8 protein-coding genes are annotated in these 19,732 nt (G+C 41.6%); 6 read left to right on the forward strand and 2 right to left on the reverse strand.

What is annotated here, in order from left to right:
- Positions 1-643 precede the first annotated feature (643 nt).
- The gene (locus Q8M41_RS14915) at positions 644-1,819 is read left to right on the forward strand and encodes a glycosyltransferase family 2 protein (protein WP_305366084.1); all 1,176 of its coding nucleotides are present in this window, start codon (positions 644-646) and stop codon (positions 1,817-1,819) included.
- 56 nt (positions 1,820-1,875) lie between these two features.
- Here the strand turns inward: Q8M41_RS14915 and Q8M41_RS14920 are convergent, their stop codons facing one another.
- Positions 1,876-2,175: a helix-turn-helix domain-containing protein gene (locus Q8M41_RS14920; RefSeq protein WP_305366085.1), complete on the reverse strand. Its 300-nt coding sequence runs from the start codon at positions 2,173-2,175 to the stop codon at positions 1,876-1,878.
- Positions 2,147-2,263, reverse strand: coding sequence for a type II toxin-antitoxin system RelE/ParE family toxin (locus Q8M41_RS18240; protein WP_370870520.1), 117 nt, complete (start codon positions 2,261-2,263; stop codon positions 2,147-2,149). The genes Q8M41_RS14920 and Q8M41_RS18240 overlap by 29 nt, the downstream gene beginning before the upstream one ends.
- A 569-nt stretch (positions 2,264-2,832) precedes the next feature.
- Between Q8M41_RS18240 and Q8M41_RS14925 the strand changes: the two genes are divergently transcribed.
- The 5 genes from Q8M41_RS14925 to Q8M41_RS14945 all read left to right on the forward strand — a co-directional run bounded on the left by Q8M41_RS14925 (position 2,833) and on the right by Q8M41_RS14945 (position 19,726).
- On the forward strand, positions 2,833-9,330 hold the full coding sequence (locus Q8M41_RS14925; protein ID WP_305366086.1) for a polyketide synthase: 6,498 nt from the start codon (positions 2,833-2,835) through the stop codon (positions 9,328-9,330).
- 4 nt (positions 9,331-9,334) lie between these two features.
- Positions 9,335-13,741: an amino acid adenylation domain-containing protein gene (locus Q8M41_RS14930; protein ID WP_305366087.1), complete on the forward strand. Its 4,407-nt coding sequence runs from the start codon at positions 9,335-9,337 to the stop codon at positions 13,739-13,741.
- A complete protein-coding gene (locus Q8M41_RS14935) occupies positions 13,738-18,078 on the forward strand; it encodes a non-ribosomal peptide synthetase (RefSeq protein WP_305366088.1) in 4,341 nt (1,446 codons plus the stop codon). The genes Q8M41_RS14930 and Q8M41_RS14935 overlap by 4 nt, the downstream gene beginning before the upstream one ends.
- A gap of 8 nt (positions 18,079-18,086) precedes the next feature.
- Positions 18,087-18,809 (forward strand): 4'-phosphopantetheinyl transferase superfamily protein, encoded by a 723-nt coding sequence (locus Q8M41_RS14940; protein WP_305366089.1) that lies wholly within the window; start codon positions 18,087-18,089, stop codon positions 18,807-18,809.
- Positions 18,810-18,871: 62 nt separating this feature from the next.
- A complete protein-coding gene (locus tag Q8M41_RS14945) occupies positions 18,872-19,726 on the forward strand; it encodes a cupin-like domain-containing protein (RefSeq protein WP_305366090.1) in 855 nt (284 codons plus the stop codon).
- Positions 19,727-19,732: the final 6 nt, after the last annotated feature.

Here is a 19,732-nt window from a genome sequence, read left to right on the forward strand (position 1 = left end):
AACGCTTAAAGGTTTCATTAAAATAACGCACCTTGCGTTGCTGAACTGTTAATCTTTCATATTCACTGACTGTTGCCATCTCATTTTGGTTTATTGTTTATAAACCTCTATTTTCGGTCAACATATTCAGGCAAGGACAACAAGGACAATGGACAATGGAGAGTTGAAAGTGGAGAGTGGAGAGTTGAAAATTATAGTTAGCATGGACATTTAATTAAAATGAATCACAATCTTCAAACAGATAATTGAAACTGAAAAAGGATCGTTCATATCCCCCTTTGGTCCATAGGACTCCTTCGGAGAGGGGCGCGCGCGGGCCTTGAGTGTTTTGGAGGGGGAGGATTTTTCAATCAAATCCTCCCCCTGCCCCCTCCGAAGGGGGACAAGCATGACGCACAAAAAAGTGGACAATTGACAATTAGTGTCAATAACAAAAGGGTTCTTCTCCACCCTGGACGGATTGGGATGACAGTTGAAACCCGATAGCTATCGGGTTGAAAATGGGAAATAGGAAATGGGGAAGATCTTTTAATTGAAGCACGATGTCATCCCGACGCAGGAGGGAACTTAGCCAAGGTATAAAGAGTAATTTACAGACAACTGGCAACCCGATAGCTATCGGGTGATAACTGAAAACTAATACATGGAGATTATCTTCTGGATCAGCCTATTCATCATATTCTATACCTATCTGGGTTATGGCTTCATATTGTATTTAATGCTACTCATCAGAAGAATGATGAGGGGTAAACGGCCAGAAATTTTCTATGCCTGGGATGATCTACCAACATGTACATTGCTTATCGCAGCATATAATGAGGAAAACTTTATATCTGAGAAAATCAGAAATACTCTGGCACTTGAGTATCCCGATGGGAAACTTGAACTGATTTTTATTACCGATGGTTCGACTGACAGAACTCCGGATATCTTAAAGGAATACCCACAAATTAAGTTGCTTCACCAGAAAGAAAGAAAAGGAAAGGTTGCGGCTATGCACCGCGCCCTGGCCTATGTTAAAACAGAGATTATCATTTTTACAGATGCCAATACCGAATTGAACAAAGATGCGCTCTGCAAAATTGCCCGTCATTATGCTGATGAAAGTGTGGGTGCTGTTGCAGGCGAAAAACGTATAAAAGTTAACGAACTAGCCGATGCAAGTACCGCAGGTGAAGGGTTTTACTGGCAATATGAATCTATCCTGAAAAAGTGGGACTCAGAACTATATTCCACAATAGGTGCGGCTGGTGAACTTTTCAGCGTCCGAAGCTATTTGTATGAGGCAGTAGAGAATGACACTATACTCGATGATTTTATGATCTCCATGCTAATCGCCGTAAAAAGTTATCGCATTATTTATGAACCTGAAGCCTATGCCTTTGAAACCGCTTCCGAGAATATAACAGAAGAATTAAAGCGAAAAATTCGTATTGCGGCGGGGGGGATACAATCTATACTTCGGCTGAAAGAACTACTCAATATTTTCAGGTTTGGCACATTGAGTTTCCAGTACATCAGTCATCGTGTTCTACGCTGGACCATTAGCCCTTTCCTGCTTGTCTTAGTTCTAATTTTTAATATTTTGATTCCGATTTATAATGATAATCCTATCTATTCTCTTTTACTTTTGGGACAAGTAATTTTTTATCTGCTTGCTTTGTTTGGTTTGATTTTTGAACAAAAATATATAAGGATTAAACTGTTTTTCATCCCATATTATTTTTGTGTAATGAATTATGCAGTAATGGCTGGAATAAAGCGCTATTGGGGCAGACGGCAAAGTGCCTTATGGGAAAAGGCTAAAAGAAGGAGCTAAGCATCTGTTTATTAGATATTTATATACTATTTTTCTTCATTCGGTAAATTTGTTCATTAGAGTTTTATGTTCAATTCTAATCTTCCTCCAAAACCAAGTTCAATTATTTTTTGAAGTGTCGAAATACGAGCTTCTTTTACATTGTTCTCAATTTTTGAAATATAGGATTTTGTCGTCCCAACTTTTTCTGCAAGTTGTTCTTGTGTCATTCCCATTTCTAAACGTGCATCGTGAATTAAAGCTCCTATTTTGAAGTTTTCATAACCTGCTTCAAGGTTGTCACGATCTTTTGTTCCACGCTTGCCATAGTTTTTCTCTTTGAATTCCTCAAGAGTCATTAAATTTTTCGTTTTCATATTCTGCTTTTATTTTAAGTGCCCTTTCAATTTCTTTCTTTGGTGTCTTTTGGGTTTTCTTTTGAAATCCGTTTGCTAAAACAACCAATTGTCCTTGGTCAAAAAAACATCCCGATAGCTATCGGGACTAAAAATATCACTACCTAGCTGTACTCGGATTTCATAAAGTCCGTCAGTGTTCTCAATATGTTTGAGATAAGTTTCTGGAACTCTCTGTAAGTCTTCAACTAAGTCGAAAGTCCAAACAATTTTTGCTTTTACCCTTTTTGTTTGTTTGTCGAAAAAGTCTTGAAAGTAATTCTTGTAAAACGTAATCTTTCTATGCTTCTGATTTTTGTCCACTATGCAAAGATACGAATGTTTCCCTAAAGTGAAACAATGAATTCGTTTTATTTTTGTGAATTGTCCTCTTTTTGGGTTCTCAAAATCGCATATAACATATATCTTAATGAACTAATTGATTGATCTAAAAAGATTTTTTAGATATCGATGAAAACTGCTCTTTAGAATTTGAGAAAAAACATATTGGAAATTCTTAAAAATAAAGTCAATTTGCAAACAGGAATCAGGTATCGCTATTCAATAAAAAACAAATTACCATTTAAATTTTTTATTTGATCCGACAAACCTGATAGCTGATTATTGAGGCTCTCAAACATGTTAAAACCAGAAGAAAGAGAAAAAGTTCTGTTTTCATTCAATGATACCGGAGTAGATTACCCCGGCCCAACAAATTATTGCGAGCTCTTCAATCTGGCTGCTTTAGCAAATTCAAAACGAACTGCTGTTGTTTTTGAAAATGAAAGTCTAACGTATTCTGAACTTAACATCCGGACAAATCAGATAGCCAACCATTTGATATCAAAAGGAGTCAAAAAAGACGATTTAATTGGTATCTGTCTGGATCGATCCACAGAGATGATTAGCGGAATACTCGGCATAATGAAAGCCGGTGCTGCGTATCTGCCAATCGACCCCGAATATCCTGCGGAGCGAATCAGTTTCATGCTGGCAGATTCAGATCTGAAACTTATTCTGACAGATCAAAATACGAGCAAGAATTTCGAAATATTCAATAAACCCGGCCTGGAGGCCATAATACTCGATTCTGAACAAGGTTTACAACAGAGCCCAACAGCTGACCCAGAGATAGGGATCTCCCCTGATGACCTTGCCTATGTAATCTATACATCCGGTTCAACCGGCCGTCCAAAGGGGGTTATGAATGAACACAGGGGCCTGGTTAACCGATTGAACTGGACACAGAGTTTTTTTAATCTGGGGCAGAATGACGTTGTTCTGCAAAAAACCACTTTCTGCTTTGACGTTTCAGTATGGGAATTGCTATGGCCCTTAATGGTTGGAGCAAAACTCGTTATGGCAAAACCCGGCGGACAAAAAGATAGCCAATACCTCGAAGAACTAATTGATAAACAAGAGGTTACTACAATCCATTTTGTGCCCTCCATGCTCGAAATTTTCCTTCTTGGTATCCGGGAAGGGAGCTGTAAAAGTATTCGACGGGTATTGTGTTCAGGTGAGGAGCTTTTTCCACACCAGCTTTCCCTTTTTGGGGAAAAATTGGGACATGCGGGATTATTCAATTTATACGGACCTACTGAAGCTGCAATTGATGTGACTTGCTGGCCGGCCCCACTGAATGCAAAAAAAGTTTACATCGGCAAACCTGTCGCGAATACAAGCATCTATATTCTGAATAAGAATCAGGATCCATGTGCTATCGACGAAGAAGGCGAATTATATATCGGAGGTGTGCAGGTTGCTCGGGGTTATTTAAACCGGCCGGAGCTCAATGCCAGCCGTTTTCTGAAAAACCCTTTTGCCATTAATGAACATAACCGCCTTTATCGCAGCGGCGACCTTGCCCGATGGCTTGAAGATGGTACCATTGAATACCTCGGGCGTGCAGATGAGCAAGTAAAGATCCGTGGGTTCAGGATTGAACCTGGTGAAATAGAAAATGTCATTCTGGAGTTTGGTGGAATAAGACAATGTCTGGTTCATGTAAAAGAAGACAATAATTCTGAAAAGAAACTGATAGCTTATCTCGTAGGTTCTGAAGGGAAATACGATAAAGAAAAATTACAGGAACACCTAAGATCAAAATTACCGGAATACATGGTTCCTGCTCTTTTCATTGACATTCCTGAACTGCCCTTAAGCAGCAATGGGAAAGTCGACCGAAAAGCCCTGCCTCTTCCTGGTATAGAGCGACCTGATCTTCAGGTACTTTATAAGGCTCCATTTTCAGAGACAGAGAAATTGCTGGCAAAGCTCTGGGCATCTGTTCTAAGTCTGGACAAGGTTGGGGTAAACGATAATTTCTTTGAACTTGGAGGAAATTCACTGCTTGCACTTCGTTTTGTAGCAATGCTGAAGCAACAACACCAACTCAATCTTCCGGTCACACGGCTTTATCAGGATCCATACATCAGCAAGGTCGCTTTATATCTTGGTGGTAAAACAAGTACGCAAAGGTCAGAAACAAATAGGAACGGCCCATCAGGCACCGACATCGCAGTTATAGGAATGTCAGGCCGTTTCCCGGGGGCCTCCAGTATTGAGGAACTGTGGGATGTTTTGCAGTCGGGTAAAGAAACTACAAGCTTTTTTAGCGATGAGGGACTCGACCCGACCATCCATCCAGAATTAAGCAAAAACCCCAATTATGTTAAAGCCCGTGGGGTATTGGAACAGGCAGAGTATTTCGATGCCCGCTTCTTCGGGATGAACAGCAGAATGGCAGAACTGATGGATCCACAGCAACGGATATTTTTGGAAATTGCCTGGGAAGTGCTGGAAAGTACCGGCCATCTCCCCGAAAGATATGATGGAAAGGTTGGTGTTTTTGCAGGTAGCGGCACCAATACTTACTATCTCAACAATATACATACCCGTCCTGATCTGATTGCCGCAGCCGGAGCATTCCAGGTTTCCACGCTGAATGAAAAAGATTATATCGCAATGCGGACTGCCTTTGAACTCGATCTCAAAGGCCCGGCAGTCAGCGTTTATTCTGCCTGCTCAACTTCATTGCTTGCCATTGCTCAGGCGGTTGAAAGCCTGAGAAAAGGACAATGCGATGTGGCTCTTGCCGGTGGGAGTTCGCTTACTGCCCCAATTCGAAGCGGGCATTTATATGAGGAAGGTGCAATCCTGAGCAAGGATGGACATTGCCGGCCATTCGATGCCAATGCAAGTGGCACTGTTTTCAGTGATGGTGCAGGCGTGGTACTATTAAAGAACCGTGCCGATGCCGAACGCGATGGAGATACGATCTATGCGATTATTAAAGGTGTCGGACTGAATAACGACGGCGCCATGAAAGCCAGTTTTACAGCTCCAAATGCCGGAGGACAAGCAGATACGATCAGCATGGCTATTGCCGATGCAGGGATTGATCCTGCTACCATCAGCTACGTTGAAACCCATGGTACTGCAACCCCTCTTGGCGATCCGATTGAAATAGAAGGCCTAAAAATGGCTTTCGGCTCTCAGGATGAAAAGCAATTCTGTGCCCTTGGATCTATAAAAAGTAATATGGGACACCTGACTCAGGCGGCCGGGGTAGCGGGCTTCATTAAAACTACACTGGCTCTGCATAAAAAACAGCTCCCTCCCTCTCTTTTCTTTGATCGGCCAAACCCTGATATCGATTTTGAAAACAGCCCTTTTTATGTCAATGATAAACTCAGCTCCTGGGAAAGCACTGAAAAAAGAAGAGCAGGAGTCAGTTCTTTTGGTGTTGGGGGAACCAATGTCCATGTCATTCTTGAAGAGGCCGGGCAAACAGAACGAAAAACTGAGGCTTCTTCCAAAGCACAGCTGATCAACTGGTCGGCGAATTCTGAAGAAAGTCTGAACCAATATGCTTCGAAACTCCTTGATTACCTGAAGAGAAATCCGGAAATGAAGCTCAGTGATATTGCATGGACACTGCAGTCTACCCGCCGTGATTTTGCACAGAGAAGATTTATTATTGCAGACGATGCCGCTGATCTGGCTCAAAAACTAAGCGAAGACCTTAACAAGGTTTCCGACTCCAAAGTATTAAAAGAAAGTGCAACAGAACTTGCATTTATATTCCCCGGACAGGGTTCACAGTACCAGAACATGGGCGCAGGTCTCTACAATCAGGAAAAGATTTTCAGAGATGCAGTGGATGAATGTGCCAATCTGCTCATGCCCTGGTTGAAAGTAGATATCCGAAATATTCTGTATGCTGATCCGGCAGAGGAAGAGAAGATTCATAATACGCGATACACGCAGCCGGCCTTATTTGTTACTGAATATGCGATGGCGAAGCTCTGGATCAGTTGGGGAATCCGTCCGGTGGCTTTATGCGGTCATAGCATCGGCGAATTTGCAGCAGCTCATCTGGCTGGAATTTTCAGTCTGGAAGATGCCCTTAAACTCGTTTCAGAACGAGCACGTCTTGCAAGTGAATTAGAAGGGGGAAGTATGCTGGCCGTTAAAGCCCTGCCCGAAGAAATTGAAAAACAATTAACAGGGGATTTATCTATTGCAGCATATAACAGTCCTGATTTGAGTGTGGTCTCAGGACCATCAGATCAGATTCAGATTTTTTCAGCAGAACTTCAGGCAAAAAGTATCCCAAACCGACTGATTAAAACAAGTCATGCCTTTCATTCGTCTATGATGGACGGAATGAAAGAAAATTACAGCAAGGTGGTGCATACCGTTTCTCTGAATCCTCCTAGAATTCCTTTGGTTTCTTCGGTTACCGGCAAATGGATGTCTGAAGCCGAAGCCTGCAGTACTAGCTACTGGATTAATCAGATTCGTTTACCGGTACGTTTTACCAATACAATCAGTACATTGTGGGAAGAACCAACACGCTTGTTGCTGGAAGTAGGCCCGGGTAATGCAGCTGCTACCTTCGCAAAACAACAGTCTAAGGGAACAAACCTCAATGCAATTGCCGGTTTTGAAGATAGAGTCGATTCTGAGTATGCTTCAGTCCTTAGATCTCTGGGGAAACTCTGGCAAAATGGAATTATTCCTGAATGGAGGAACCTATATGAAGGGTATCCCCAAATTATTAACCTGCCAAATTATGCATTTGACCGCAAGCGATGCTGGGTTGAACCGGGGCAGACAAATTATTCAACTCCCCGAACCATCGCCGTACAGGAAAATCAGGAGAATAATCAGGCTAAAGAAATAAATCTCAGCAGGAAAGATATTCTGATCCAAAAAATAAGCCGCATTCTGGAAAGTGCATCAGGCATAGAAATGAAGGATGTTAATCCGAACCTTAATTTTATAGAGATCGGTCTCGATTCCTTACTTCTGACCCAGGTCGCGATTACACTCAAACGGGAATTTTCCCTTCCTATCAGTTTCCGCCAACTGAATGAAGATCTGAATACCTTGAACTTATTGGCAGATCATTTGGACGCAGGACTTCCGTCAGATGCATTCCAGAATGCTGCTTTTGTTGAAACCGGTCCGGAGGCTGAGATAAACCGCCAGATCACTGAACTGAATAGCAAACTGGATCTTATCCGCTTTGGCAAGCTCAGTCCGGCCGGCCTGAGCCCAGAGGAAGAAAAAGAAATTAAAAAGCCATTTGGAGCGAGTCCAAGAATTGAGAAACAAAGTCTGGAATTAAATCCGGTTCAAACCAGCTTCTTAAATGATCTGATTGGGCGCTACAACCGGAAGACACGGGGCAGTAAAGAGTATACACAGAAGCATAGGGCTTATATGGCTGATCCACGGGTAGTTTCGGGATTCAGGCCGCTAACCAAAGAGATCATTTACCCGATCGTCGTCAAAAAATCCAAAGGCAGCAGGATTTGGGATCTCGACGACAATGAATATATTGACGCATTGAACGGATTTGGTTCCAATATGCTCGGTTTCCAACCTGATTCAGTTTTAAATGCGATCAGGGATCAGATGGATAAAGGCTATGAGATCGGTCCACAGCATGAACTTGCCGGTGATGTTTGCAAACTTATCTGCGAATTTACCAATTCAGATCGTGCAGCACTTTGCAGTACCGGTTCTGAGGCGGTTTTAGGAACCATACGTATTGCCCGCACCGTAAGCGGCAGGTCGCTCATTGTTGCCTTTTCGGGATCCTATCATGGAGTTTTTGATGAAGTGATTGTCAGGGGCACAAAAACATTCCGCTCCATTCCGGCAGCAGCGGGCATCATGCTGGAGGCTGTACAAAACATGCTCATCCTTGATTATGGGACGGAGGAAAGCCTGAAAATTATTCAGGAAAGGGCCCATGAGCTTGCCGCCATTCTGGTTGAACCGGTCCAAAGCCGGCGCCCGGATTTCCATCCGATTGATTTTTTAAAGAAAGTCAGAGAGATTACAGAGAAAAGCGGAACAGTTTTGATATTTGATGAAGTAATTACAGGCTTCAGGATGCATCCTGGTGGTGCGCAGGCTCTCTTTGGCATCAAACCCGACATTTCATCCTATGGTAAAGTGATCGGAGGTGGTCTGCCAATCGGAGCGATAGCAGGCAAGAAACAGTTTATGGATGCGCTGGATGGCGGCTTCTGGCAATATGGGGATCAATCTGTACCTGAAGCTGGAGTAACCTATTTTGCCGGTACTTTCGTCAGACATCCTTTGGCATTAGCAGCGGCTAAAGCATCATTGGAATATTTCAAATTAAGGGGGCCAGCCCTGCAACAGGAACTTAGTCATAAGGCTGTGGGACTGATGAGCAGATTAAATTCCATCTGTCTCCAGTTAAAAGTGCCGATTTCAATTGTTGGTTTTGGATCTATGTGGAAAATCCGATTCGATGAAGAAATCCCATATAGCGAACTCCTCTTTACACTGATGCGGGAAATAGGCATACATATATGGGATGGATTTCCTTGTTTTGTTACCGAAAGTCATACCGGAGCCGAGCTTGATTCCATTATTGAAGCCTTTGAAGATAGTTTGAAACAGCTGATTTCTGCCTGTTTTCTGGAATCAAAAAAGAATTATTCTCCCGATATTAGTATAGAAAAACCGGAAAATGAACCTCCAGTACCGGGAGCAAGATTGGGAAGAGACCGGGAAGGAAATCCTGCATGGTTTATCGCAGATCCCGAAAATCCAGGCAAATACTTACAAGTAAAACACAAGGAATAATACAATGCAAGAATCGGACTACAACTTTCAACCTGTTGAATTTGATCCCTTTGCGGGTCCTGAGATCGAGAATGTTGTTCCGGCTACCGAACCTCAGGCCGAAATTTGGGCTTCATGCCTGATCGGAGGTGAAGAGGCAAACCGTTCATATAACGAGTCGGTTTCCCTGATCCTTCAGGGTGAACTGAATTATCCTTCACTTGAAAAATCACTACAGGATCTTTTTAAAAGGCATGATGCCCTAAGATCAGGTTTCAGTGCAGATGGTAAACAATTATGCATTTTTTCAGAAGGCAAGCTTCAATATAATTATCAGGACATCAGCGGCACTGATCCTGATCGTCAAAAAGATTTAATCGATCAGTTTCTGGTTGAAGATGCTAAGACATCTTTCAACCTGCTAACAGGTCCCTTATTCAGGGTTAAGCTCTTCAAACTTGCAGAGGATAGCCATCATCTGACTCTTTCAAGTCATCACATCATCTGTGATGGCTGGTCGATCAGTATCATCATGCAGGATTTAGGGAAACTGTATTCCGCTGGTTTAAAATCTGAAATTGCAGAATTACCTGTGGCTCCTACCTTTGCCGATTACGCGGTAAAACAAAGGGCATTCCAGCAAAGTGCAGACTATAAGTCAATTGAATCCTTCTGGATGAAGCAGTTCATGGATGATGTACCCGAACTGGATCTACCGACCGATTTTCCGCGCCCCGAATTCAGAACCTACAAAAGCCATCGTGATGATTTTGTATTAAAGCCTGATTTGATCAATGCGGTTAAAAAAATGGGGGCGAAATCAGGTTGTAGCTTTGTAAGCGGCATGTTGATTGCTTTTGAAGTGTTCCTTCATCGTATATCCGGTCAAAGTGATATCATTCTGGGTGTTCCATCTGCTGGACAGTCGGAAGAAGGTTATAATGGCCTGGTTGGGCATTGCGTCAATATGCTCCCTCTCAAAAGTCATCATAATGGCGATTTTACTTTCCTGGAATTCCTGAAAATCAGAAAATCAGCAATATTTGATGCTTACGAAAATCAACAATATACTTTCGGAAGCCTTCTTAAAAAGCTGAATATCAGCAGGGATGCCTCACGTGTTCCTCTTATCCCGATAGTATTTAATATTGATATCGGGCTGAATGAGGGTGTAAAATTCGAAGGGATAAAGCATGAACTCCTCATTAACAAAAGGGAATACGAGAACTTTGAAATATTCTTAAATGCAAGTGGCTCAGGTGATTCACTAATCCTTGAATGGTCATATAATACCCAACTATTCAGTGCCGAAACCATCAGGGGAATGATGGAGGATTTTACTGAACTGCTGCATCAGGTGACTGAAAATCCTGAAATAAAGATCCGGGATATTAATACCAGTGGATCGGGGGATACTTTTGAATGGAATAACACCGATACGATTTACCCTAAAGACAGCTCCCTGCATAAACTGATCAGTCAGAAAGCCAGAGAGTATCCCCAAAAAAATGCAGTTAGTTTCAGGAATAAGAATATCTCCTATCAGGACTTGAACGAAAGAGCCAACCGTTTAGCAAATCTTTTAATCAATCAGGGAATAGCAAAAGGTGACAGAATTGCCCTGGCGCTCGACAGATCTGAAGAACTGATCATCGCCCTGCTCGCCATTATGAAATCAGGTGCAGCCTATGTACCACTTGATCCCGCCTATCCGAAAAAACAAATTGAATACATGCTGAAAGATTCTTCAGCAAAAATATTACTGACTTCAAGTGCTTATCAAAATAAATTATCTTCTGATAGCGAAGAAATTATCCTTGATGATGTTCAGAATGAACTAGAGGAATGTTCTAAAGAGGATCCGAATGTAGCTGTAAATGGTTCTGACCTTGCTTATGTAATTTATACATCAGGATCATCTGGCAAACCAAAAGGAACCCAAATCGAACATCATAGTTTGGTGAATTTCCTCTTCAGCATGCAGAAAGTACCGGGCATCAGTCCTGACGACCGCCTTCTGGCAGTCACGACAATTTCATTTGATATTGCCGGGCTCGAACTTTACCTACCGCTCATCAGTGGTGCCGAATTAGTTCTGGCTGATTCAGAATCAATTAAGGATGGTCGTCTTCTGCTGGTTCTGATCAGGACTGAAAAGATCAGTATCATGCAGGCAACACCATCCTCCTGGAGAATGATACTGGATGCCGGATGGAATGAAGCAATCAACATCAAAGTACTTTGTGGAGGTGAAGCCTTATCCCGGGACCTTGCCGGAAGTCTGAAGGAAAAGTGCAGTTCCCTTTGGAATATGTATGGTCCGACGGAAACCACTATCTGGTCAACCCATAAACAGATCAGCAACTTTGATCAGACAATAACAATCGGCAGACCGATAGCCAATACTCAGGTATACCTGCTCGACCAATACCTTAAACCGGTTAGGAAGGGAGGCACAGGCGAGATCTATATTGCCGGAGATGGACTGGCCAGAGCTTATCTAAATAATCCGGGTTTGACAGCGGCAGCTTTTGTTAAGGATCCTTTTTCAGATCAGTCCGATAAAAAAATGTACCGTACCGGTGATCTTGGTAGATACACAGCAGAAGGTGAGATCCAATGTCTTGGAAGGATAGATAATCAGGTTAAAATCAGGGGGCATCGTATTGAACTTGGGGCAATAGAAGAATCGCTGCTAATGCAGAATTCGATAAAGGAAGCTGTTGTAATTGCAAGGGAAGACCTTCCGGGTGATAAAAAACTGGTAGCCTATATTGTCCCTGAACATATTGAAGGGAACCGTAAATCGCCCTCATGGCAGGAAAGATGGGAAGATCTTTATAAACGGGGAATTCAGTCTGAAAGTGAGCTAAGCATAAGTGAACAGCAACTCGACATTGCGGTTGCACAGGAAATAAGCGGCAGGACTGATATACGGGAGGAGGTTGAAGAATGGCTAAAGCAATCGGTAGACCGGATCAAAGCAATTAATGCTAAAACAGTAATGGAGCTGGGTTGCGGTGCCGGACAGCTGGTATTCGAACTTGCTCCCTTCGCTGAAAGTTTCATTGCTACAGATTATGCAGAAACTGCGATCGAGAAGTTAAAAGAAAAACTTAGCGCTGACCCTGAGAAATGGGAAAACGTAAGTGCAATTACCGCACTGGCCGATGATTTCTCTTTTGTCAAAGAAGATACTCTGGATCTGGTAATCATTAATGGGGTTGTTCAGTATTTTCCGGATGCCTCATACCTGGTGAAGGTTATTAAAGAGGCCTGCAGGGCAATAAAAAATGGAGGATGTATTTACATTGGCGACATGCAGGGCAAAAGTACTTTGCCAATGTATCATGCTTATGATCAGTTAAACAGAACTGATGAAAACCTGAAAATTTTTGAATTTAAAAAGATATGTGACCGCCGGGTTAAGCTTGAAGATGAGCTGGTTGCCGATCCGGGATTTTTCTATAAACTGCCTGAACTGATTCCTGAAATAAGTGGCGTGAATGTTCAATTAAGGAAGGGGAAGCATATAAACGAAACGACCAAGTATCATTATGATATCTGGTTGTATGTTAATGCTGAATCTGCAAGTATAAAGCCAGATATTCAGATCAAATGGCAAGCTGGAAATAGTATAGACTGGATAAAAAATGAGTTAAAGAAATTTCCAGGGAAGGTTGTCAAGCTTCATAAAGTGTTCAATATAAGAACGATAAATGACTATTCCCTTCAGCAAATTCTTAACAATATTGCTGATGATGCATCGGTAAAAGATGCCAAAACCTTATTGGCTTCAGCTCATGAAGGCCTGACTCCGCATCCTTTCTGGAATCTGGGAACCGAAATGGGGTATATCAGTCATGTACGCTGGACGAATGATGGTGCAGATGGCTGCTTTGACGTGATATTTATTCCATTTGAAAAGTCTGACAGGCTTCCGGAAGCAGGGGAGATTCTAAGTCCGCTTAAGGATTCAGCATTTGATTATGCCAGAGACCCCTATTCAGGTGAACTAACTGCCTCAGCGGATCAGCTGATGGAGTGGAAAGAAGGCCTGAAAGAATTACTGCCTCTCCAAATGATCCCGGCTGAATTTGTGCTGCTAAAAAAATTACCCTTACTTCCCAATGGCAAGACCAATAGAAAGGCATTACCCAAACCTGAAGAGAAACTTGAAAATAATCAGGAAAAAGCTACGCCCCACACAGCCACAGAAAAATTGGTCGCAAGAATATGGGCTGAAACATTAGGATTAGAGTCTGTTGGATTAGATGATGACTTCTTTGAACTCGGAGGGCATTCTCTTATAGCCGTACAGGTTATGATCAGAATGGAGAAGGAAACCGGTTTAAGATTACCTTTGACAAGTTTGTTTAAATTTACTACTTTAGAAGAGTTTGCCCTCCTGTTCTCAAGGGCTTCTTTATGAATAAAACTGAAAGAAACGACCTTCAGCTAAACCCGGAAAGGGTCTTTGTTCCGGCTACAGAATCTCAGATAGAGATCTTAATATCCTGTCTTTTAGGTGGTGATGAAGCAAGCCTGGCATACAATCTTTCTGTTACTCTAAATATTTCAGGGCCTCTTAACCGCACTTTTCTTGAACAAAGCCTTCAGGATTTAATTGACCGTCATGAATCCCTGAGATCAGTCTTTACTAGTGATGCCTCTCAGATATGTATCTCTTCCAAACAATTACTGGATCTCAAATTTGAAGATCTGAGCCATAAGGACAATGATCAGAATAAAAATTTTATTGCTGATTTTATAGAATCTGAGGTCAACACAGTCTTCGATTTGCAAAATGGCCCATTGTATAAGTTATCCTTATTCAAACTTGAGAATAATAATCATGCACTGATCTTTACCGCCCACCATATCATATGTGACGGATGGTCAATGGGGATTTTTCTCGATGAACTCGGTAAATTATACTCGGCCCGTATCAAAAATGAACCTTCTGAATTGGCTGAAGCAAATTCCTTTACCCAATATGCCTTAGATCAAAAGAAATTTTCTCAAAGCAATGATTACAAGCAAATTGAACAATTCTGGCAAGACCAGTTTAAAGATAATGTACCTGTACTCGACTTGCCAACGGATTTCCAACGGCCGGCCATCAGAACTAATAAAAGTAATCGTTTAGATACTATCCTGGATAAGAATTTGTTTAGTGATATTAAAGGTTTCAGTAATAAGCAGGGTTCAAGCCTTGCAATTACCCTTCGGACAGTATTTGAAATTTTACTCTATAAACTGAGTGGTCAGGATGATATTGTTCTGGGACTCCCTTCGGCGGGACAGGCGATTACAGATAATTACCACCTGATGGGGCACTGTATCAACCTGCTTCCGATCAGATGCAGGCTTAAGGATGAAATGTCTTTCACACAATATCTTAAAGAAAGAAAGTTCGCTACTCTCGATGCATACGATCATCAGCAGTTTACATTCGGAAGCCTTCTGAAAAATCTGAATATTCCACGTGACCCTTCCAGAGCAACTTTAGTCTCAGTGGTATTCAGTCTTGATCAGGGTTTGGGAGGTATGATCAATTTTGAGGGATTAGAATGTAACGTTTTATCCAATAAAAGGGATTATGAGAACTTTGAGCTATTTATTAATGCAACAATTGAAGATGAAGATTTCAAAATAGAATGGACCTATAACACCCAGTTGTTCAGGTCGGAAACTATCAAACAAATGATGGAGCAATTTGAGTCTCTTCTGAATACCCTTGTTAAAGATCCTCAGATAAAATTAAAAGACGTTCTTTTCAGTGACCGAAGCGATTTTTTGAAAAAAATTGCCGGATGGAATGATACGCAATTCAGCTATCCTGAAGACAAACCAATCTATAAATTTGTTTCAGAAAATGCAGAGAAACATCCTGATAAAATTGCTGTTAGGTACAATAATAGTACCACCAGCTACAGAGAGCTGAATGAGAAAGCCAATCAGCTTGCCCACTATTTAATTGAAAATCAGGTTTGTCAGGGAGATACAATCGCGCTGGCAGTCGACCGTTCTGCTGAACTCCTGATCTGTTTGTTGGCTATTATGAAAACAGGAGCAGCATATGTTCCTGTTGATCCTGAATATCCTATCAAGCGAATTGAATATATGCTGGAGGATTCAGCAGCCAGGGTGTTAATCAGTTCTCATAAATATAAAAACCAATTTACCAGAGAGGGGACAAAAGAGATCGTACTTGAAGAAATTTTTCCGGAACTGATCAATTATCCTAGTACTGAACCTCTTGTAGAAGTTAAGGGAACTGACCTTGCGTATGTGATCTACACATCAGGATCAACCGGCAAGCCTAAAGGAATAGCCATTGAACACCATAGCCTTTGCAACTTTTTATGCAGTATGCAGAAGGAACCGGGCATTTCTGCTCAGGATAAGTTACTGGCGATGACTACAATTTCCTTTGATATCTCCGGACTTGAATTATATCTCCCGCTGATCAGCGGTGCAGAGCTCCTGATCACCGACGCTGATATAGCAAAGGATGCAAGAGAACTGCTAGACCTGATAAGAACAGAAAAAGTAAGTATCATGCAGGCTACACCATCTACCTGGCGAATGATGGTAGAGAGTAATTGGAATGAACGGCTTGAACTCAAAGTACTTTGTGGCGGAGAAGCACTCAGTAAAGACCTGGCAGAAGCATTAATGGCCCGATGTACTTCGCTATGGAACATGTACGGGCCAACAGAGACTACTATATGGTCGGCAGTAAAACAGATTAAAGATACTGATGCACAAATTAGTATCGGGCACCCGATTGCGAATACTCAGATCTATATTCTCGACCAGCACCTGCGACCGGTACCTGCCGGACGCACAGGAGAAATATATATTGGGGGTGCCGGACTAGCAAGAGCATATCTCAATAAGCCTGAACTTACGGCAAAAAGTTTTATTCAGAATCCAATATCACCCGAAATATCCAACAGAATTTATCGCAGCGGTGATCTGGGGAAATTTCTGGATAACGGAGAAGTCCAGTGTTTTGGGCGGGTCGACAATCAGGTCAAAATAAGAGGATATCGCATTGAATTAGGTGCTATTGAGGAAGCTTTAAATGAACAGGACAAGGTTAAAGAATCTTTAGTAATTGCCAGAGAAGACCGTCCAGGAGATCAAAGGCTGGTAGCTTATGTCATTCCTGACACAGAGGCTAATAACCTGAATTCATCTCAGATAGCCGCATGGAAACAAGGCATTAAGGAGTTATTACCATCATATATGGTTCCAGGTGATTTTGTAATTCTAAGCCAATTTCCATTACTTCCAAATGGAAAAATTGATAGAAAAGCACTACCCAAGCCTAATGAGAGCCTCCTGGAAAACAAAAAGCCAGCACTACCCAAAACTGAGACAGAGAAATTGATTGCTGAGGTTTGGAAAGTTGTTTTAGACATAGAATCGCTTGGCCTGAATGACGACTTCTTTGATCTGGGTGGACATTCACTTTTGGCCGTTCAGGTAATGACGCGCCTTGAAAAAGAGACGGGTGTTAAATTACCAATCACCACTCTATTTAAGATATCAGGATTTGCAGATTTTACAAAACAATTTGATCTTGCTAAAGGTAAAATCGCTGATTCAAAACAGAAAATTGAATCTAATTCACAAAAAGACAAAGTTAATAAACAGCCAGACTCCAAAATAGGCTACGTTCCGCCCAGAACGGATGTTGAAAGTCTTGTCGCTCATATATGGGCTGAGAATCTGGGGCTTGACGCCGTGGGAGTATTCGATGATTTTTTTGAATTAGGCGGACATTCAATGATGGCAATACAGGTACTCAACCAGCTTGAAAAAGAGACCGGAAAGCGGCTGCCATTGGCTAGCTTATTTGAACACAGCACAGTAGAATCAATGGCGCTGATGCTGGAAATGGATGCAAAATCAATTACCTGGGATTCATTGGTTGCTATCAAGCCACAAGGCAACAAAATGCCGCTTTATATTGTTCATGGCGCTGGATTAAATGTATTATTTTTTAATACCCTGGCAAAAAACATGGATCCTGATCAGCCGGTATATGGTCTACAGGCAAGAGGGCTGAATGGTATTGACGAGCCATTGGAAAAAATCGAAGATATGGCTGCCTATTATATATCAGAAATAGTAAAACATAATCCAAAAGGACCGTATGCTATTGCAGGTTTTTCTTTCGGAGGTATCATAGCATTTGAGATGGCAAAGCAATTTAAAGCTATGGGTAAGGAGGTAAAAATGCTCGCCATGTTTGATACTTATGCCTATCAGTCTGACCGATACGATTCTACATTCACAAGATTATTCAATAAGACCAGATACCTCAGTAAACAATTGCTTTATACCTTCACCCTGTTCAGTGAAGACCCTAAACGTACAATTGAGTACAAAACTGAAGCAATAAAACGCAGGTTCATCCAATTCTACTGGAAACTCAAATATGGTCAGGAACAAAATCAGGAGGGATTTTTCGGATATTCCAATAACATCGATGTAAAGAATGTAGAAGCCTGGGAAAAATATGTATTTACTCCCTATAATGGTTCAATAGAGCTTTTCAGGGCAAAAAAAAGAACTTTCTATATGGATGATTTCGAGTATCTCGGCTGGAAACCATTTGCACTAAAGGGAATCAGGATACATGAGATACCTGGAGAGCATAATTATATTTTTGCGCCACCAAATGATAAGGAGTTTGCAGAAATTCTTCAGAAATGCCTCGATGAGTCGGCACTAAAAAAGAGAGAAACCTAATATCTCACATGTCAACGAACCGGATTTTCTGCGAACAGATCGACCCTATATGGCAAAAAGGATTTTTTAGCCACTCAGAAAAACAGGTCGACATCTGGAAAATAAGTATGCAGGGCTACCACCTTATTCCAGAAAATATACTCAGTAAGGGTGAACTTTTAAAGGCAGCCCGTTTTCTTCATTCCAAAGACCGTGATTCTTTTATTTCCAGAAGAGCAGCCCTGAGAATTCTCCTCAGCAGATATACTGACATTCCCGCTTCAGAGATTGAGTTTATCGCAGGCAAAAATAAAAAACCAGAGCTGAGAGCAGAGTCAGATAAAATACAGTTTAATGTATCCCATTCAGGTGAACTAATTCTGATTGCCATATCAAATACTGAGATTGGGGTTGATATTGAACGATTAGAAACAGGCTTCAAGTACACTGATATCCTTAAACATAGTTTCAGTGAGCATGAAATTAGTTGCATCGAAGAGGCGTCTGATAGCAGGGAGCTTTTTTTCAGACTCTGGACCCGCAAAGAAGCCCAGTGCAAAGCAAGTTCAAAAGGGCTGGACGATGAACTCAGGAATATTCCCTGCCTCGACGGCTGGCATAACATTAATGAAGAACTCATCGGATTAAATGGCAACTGGCTACTGAAAAGTTTCAATATTGATTATGAATATATTGGCAGTATCGCCTGCCAGACTGAAACAAAGCTAAATTATTTGTATTTTGAATTCTGAAAACAAGCAAATTAAGCATGTTATAGAATGAAAATAATCACATTCATTTAATTCAATAATCGATGACCATCCAGAAAAAATCGCAACTATCCTACGAAGAGTTTATGGAGGAACACTATAAGCCCAGGGTACCGCTAATTTTTAAAAATGCGTCGAAAGGATGGAAGGCTCAAGGCTTGATTACTCCCGAATATCTGAGAGAACATTTTAGTGACCGGAGTACAAGTATTAATTACAAAGAATACACAATTGCAGAGATTTTAGATCGTGTAGCAATAAGTACTCCCGAAAATCCGGCTCCGTATCCTGCAATTTTCGAAATCCGGACTCAATTACCTGAGTTACTCCCATTGATTGAGCCGGTTAATATGGGCTATGCTAAACCAAATTGGTTCGAAGAAAAGGTTTTCCCCCCTGGCAAGCTCGGAAACAGTCTTGAATTATTCATCGGAGGTTTAGGTTGCCAGTTTCCCTTTGCACACATCGACCAGTACTACACCAATGCCTGGATAACCCAGGTATATGGAGAGAAACAAATAACTATTTTCCCTCAGGGGCAGGATGAAATGCTCTATCCTGATCCAAAGAACCCATATGTCTCCCTGGTTAATATTTTTAATCCGGACTATAAAATACATCCAAAATTCGAAAATGCGACCCCGATTACAGGAACAATTCTTCCGGGAGAAACCTTATTCATCCCCCGCGGAACCTGGCACACAGCTCTTTCACTGACAACCAATATTTCTGTGATATTTGATCAGATCAACGATATTAATTTTGCCAGATGGAAAAGCGATATCTGGGAATTCAAAAAGCGGGAAAGTTTTAAAAATGCAGTCACCAGCTATGCTTATGCTACCGCAGCAGGTGCTTATTGTAAATTAAAAGATCTGTTTTCAGGAGCAAAATATTAGTTTGCT

The sequence above is a fragment of the Daejeonella sp. genome, from assembly GCF_030684675.1.
In the GTDB taxonomy this organism is placed as follows: domain Bacteria; phylum Bacteroidota; class Bacteroidia; order Sphingobacteriales; family Sphingobacteriaceae; genus Daejeonella.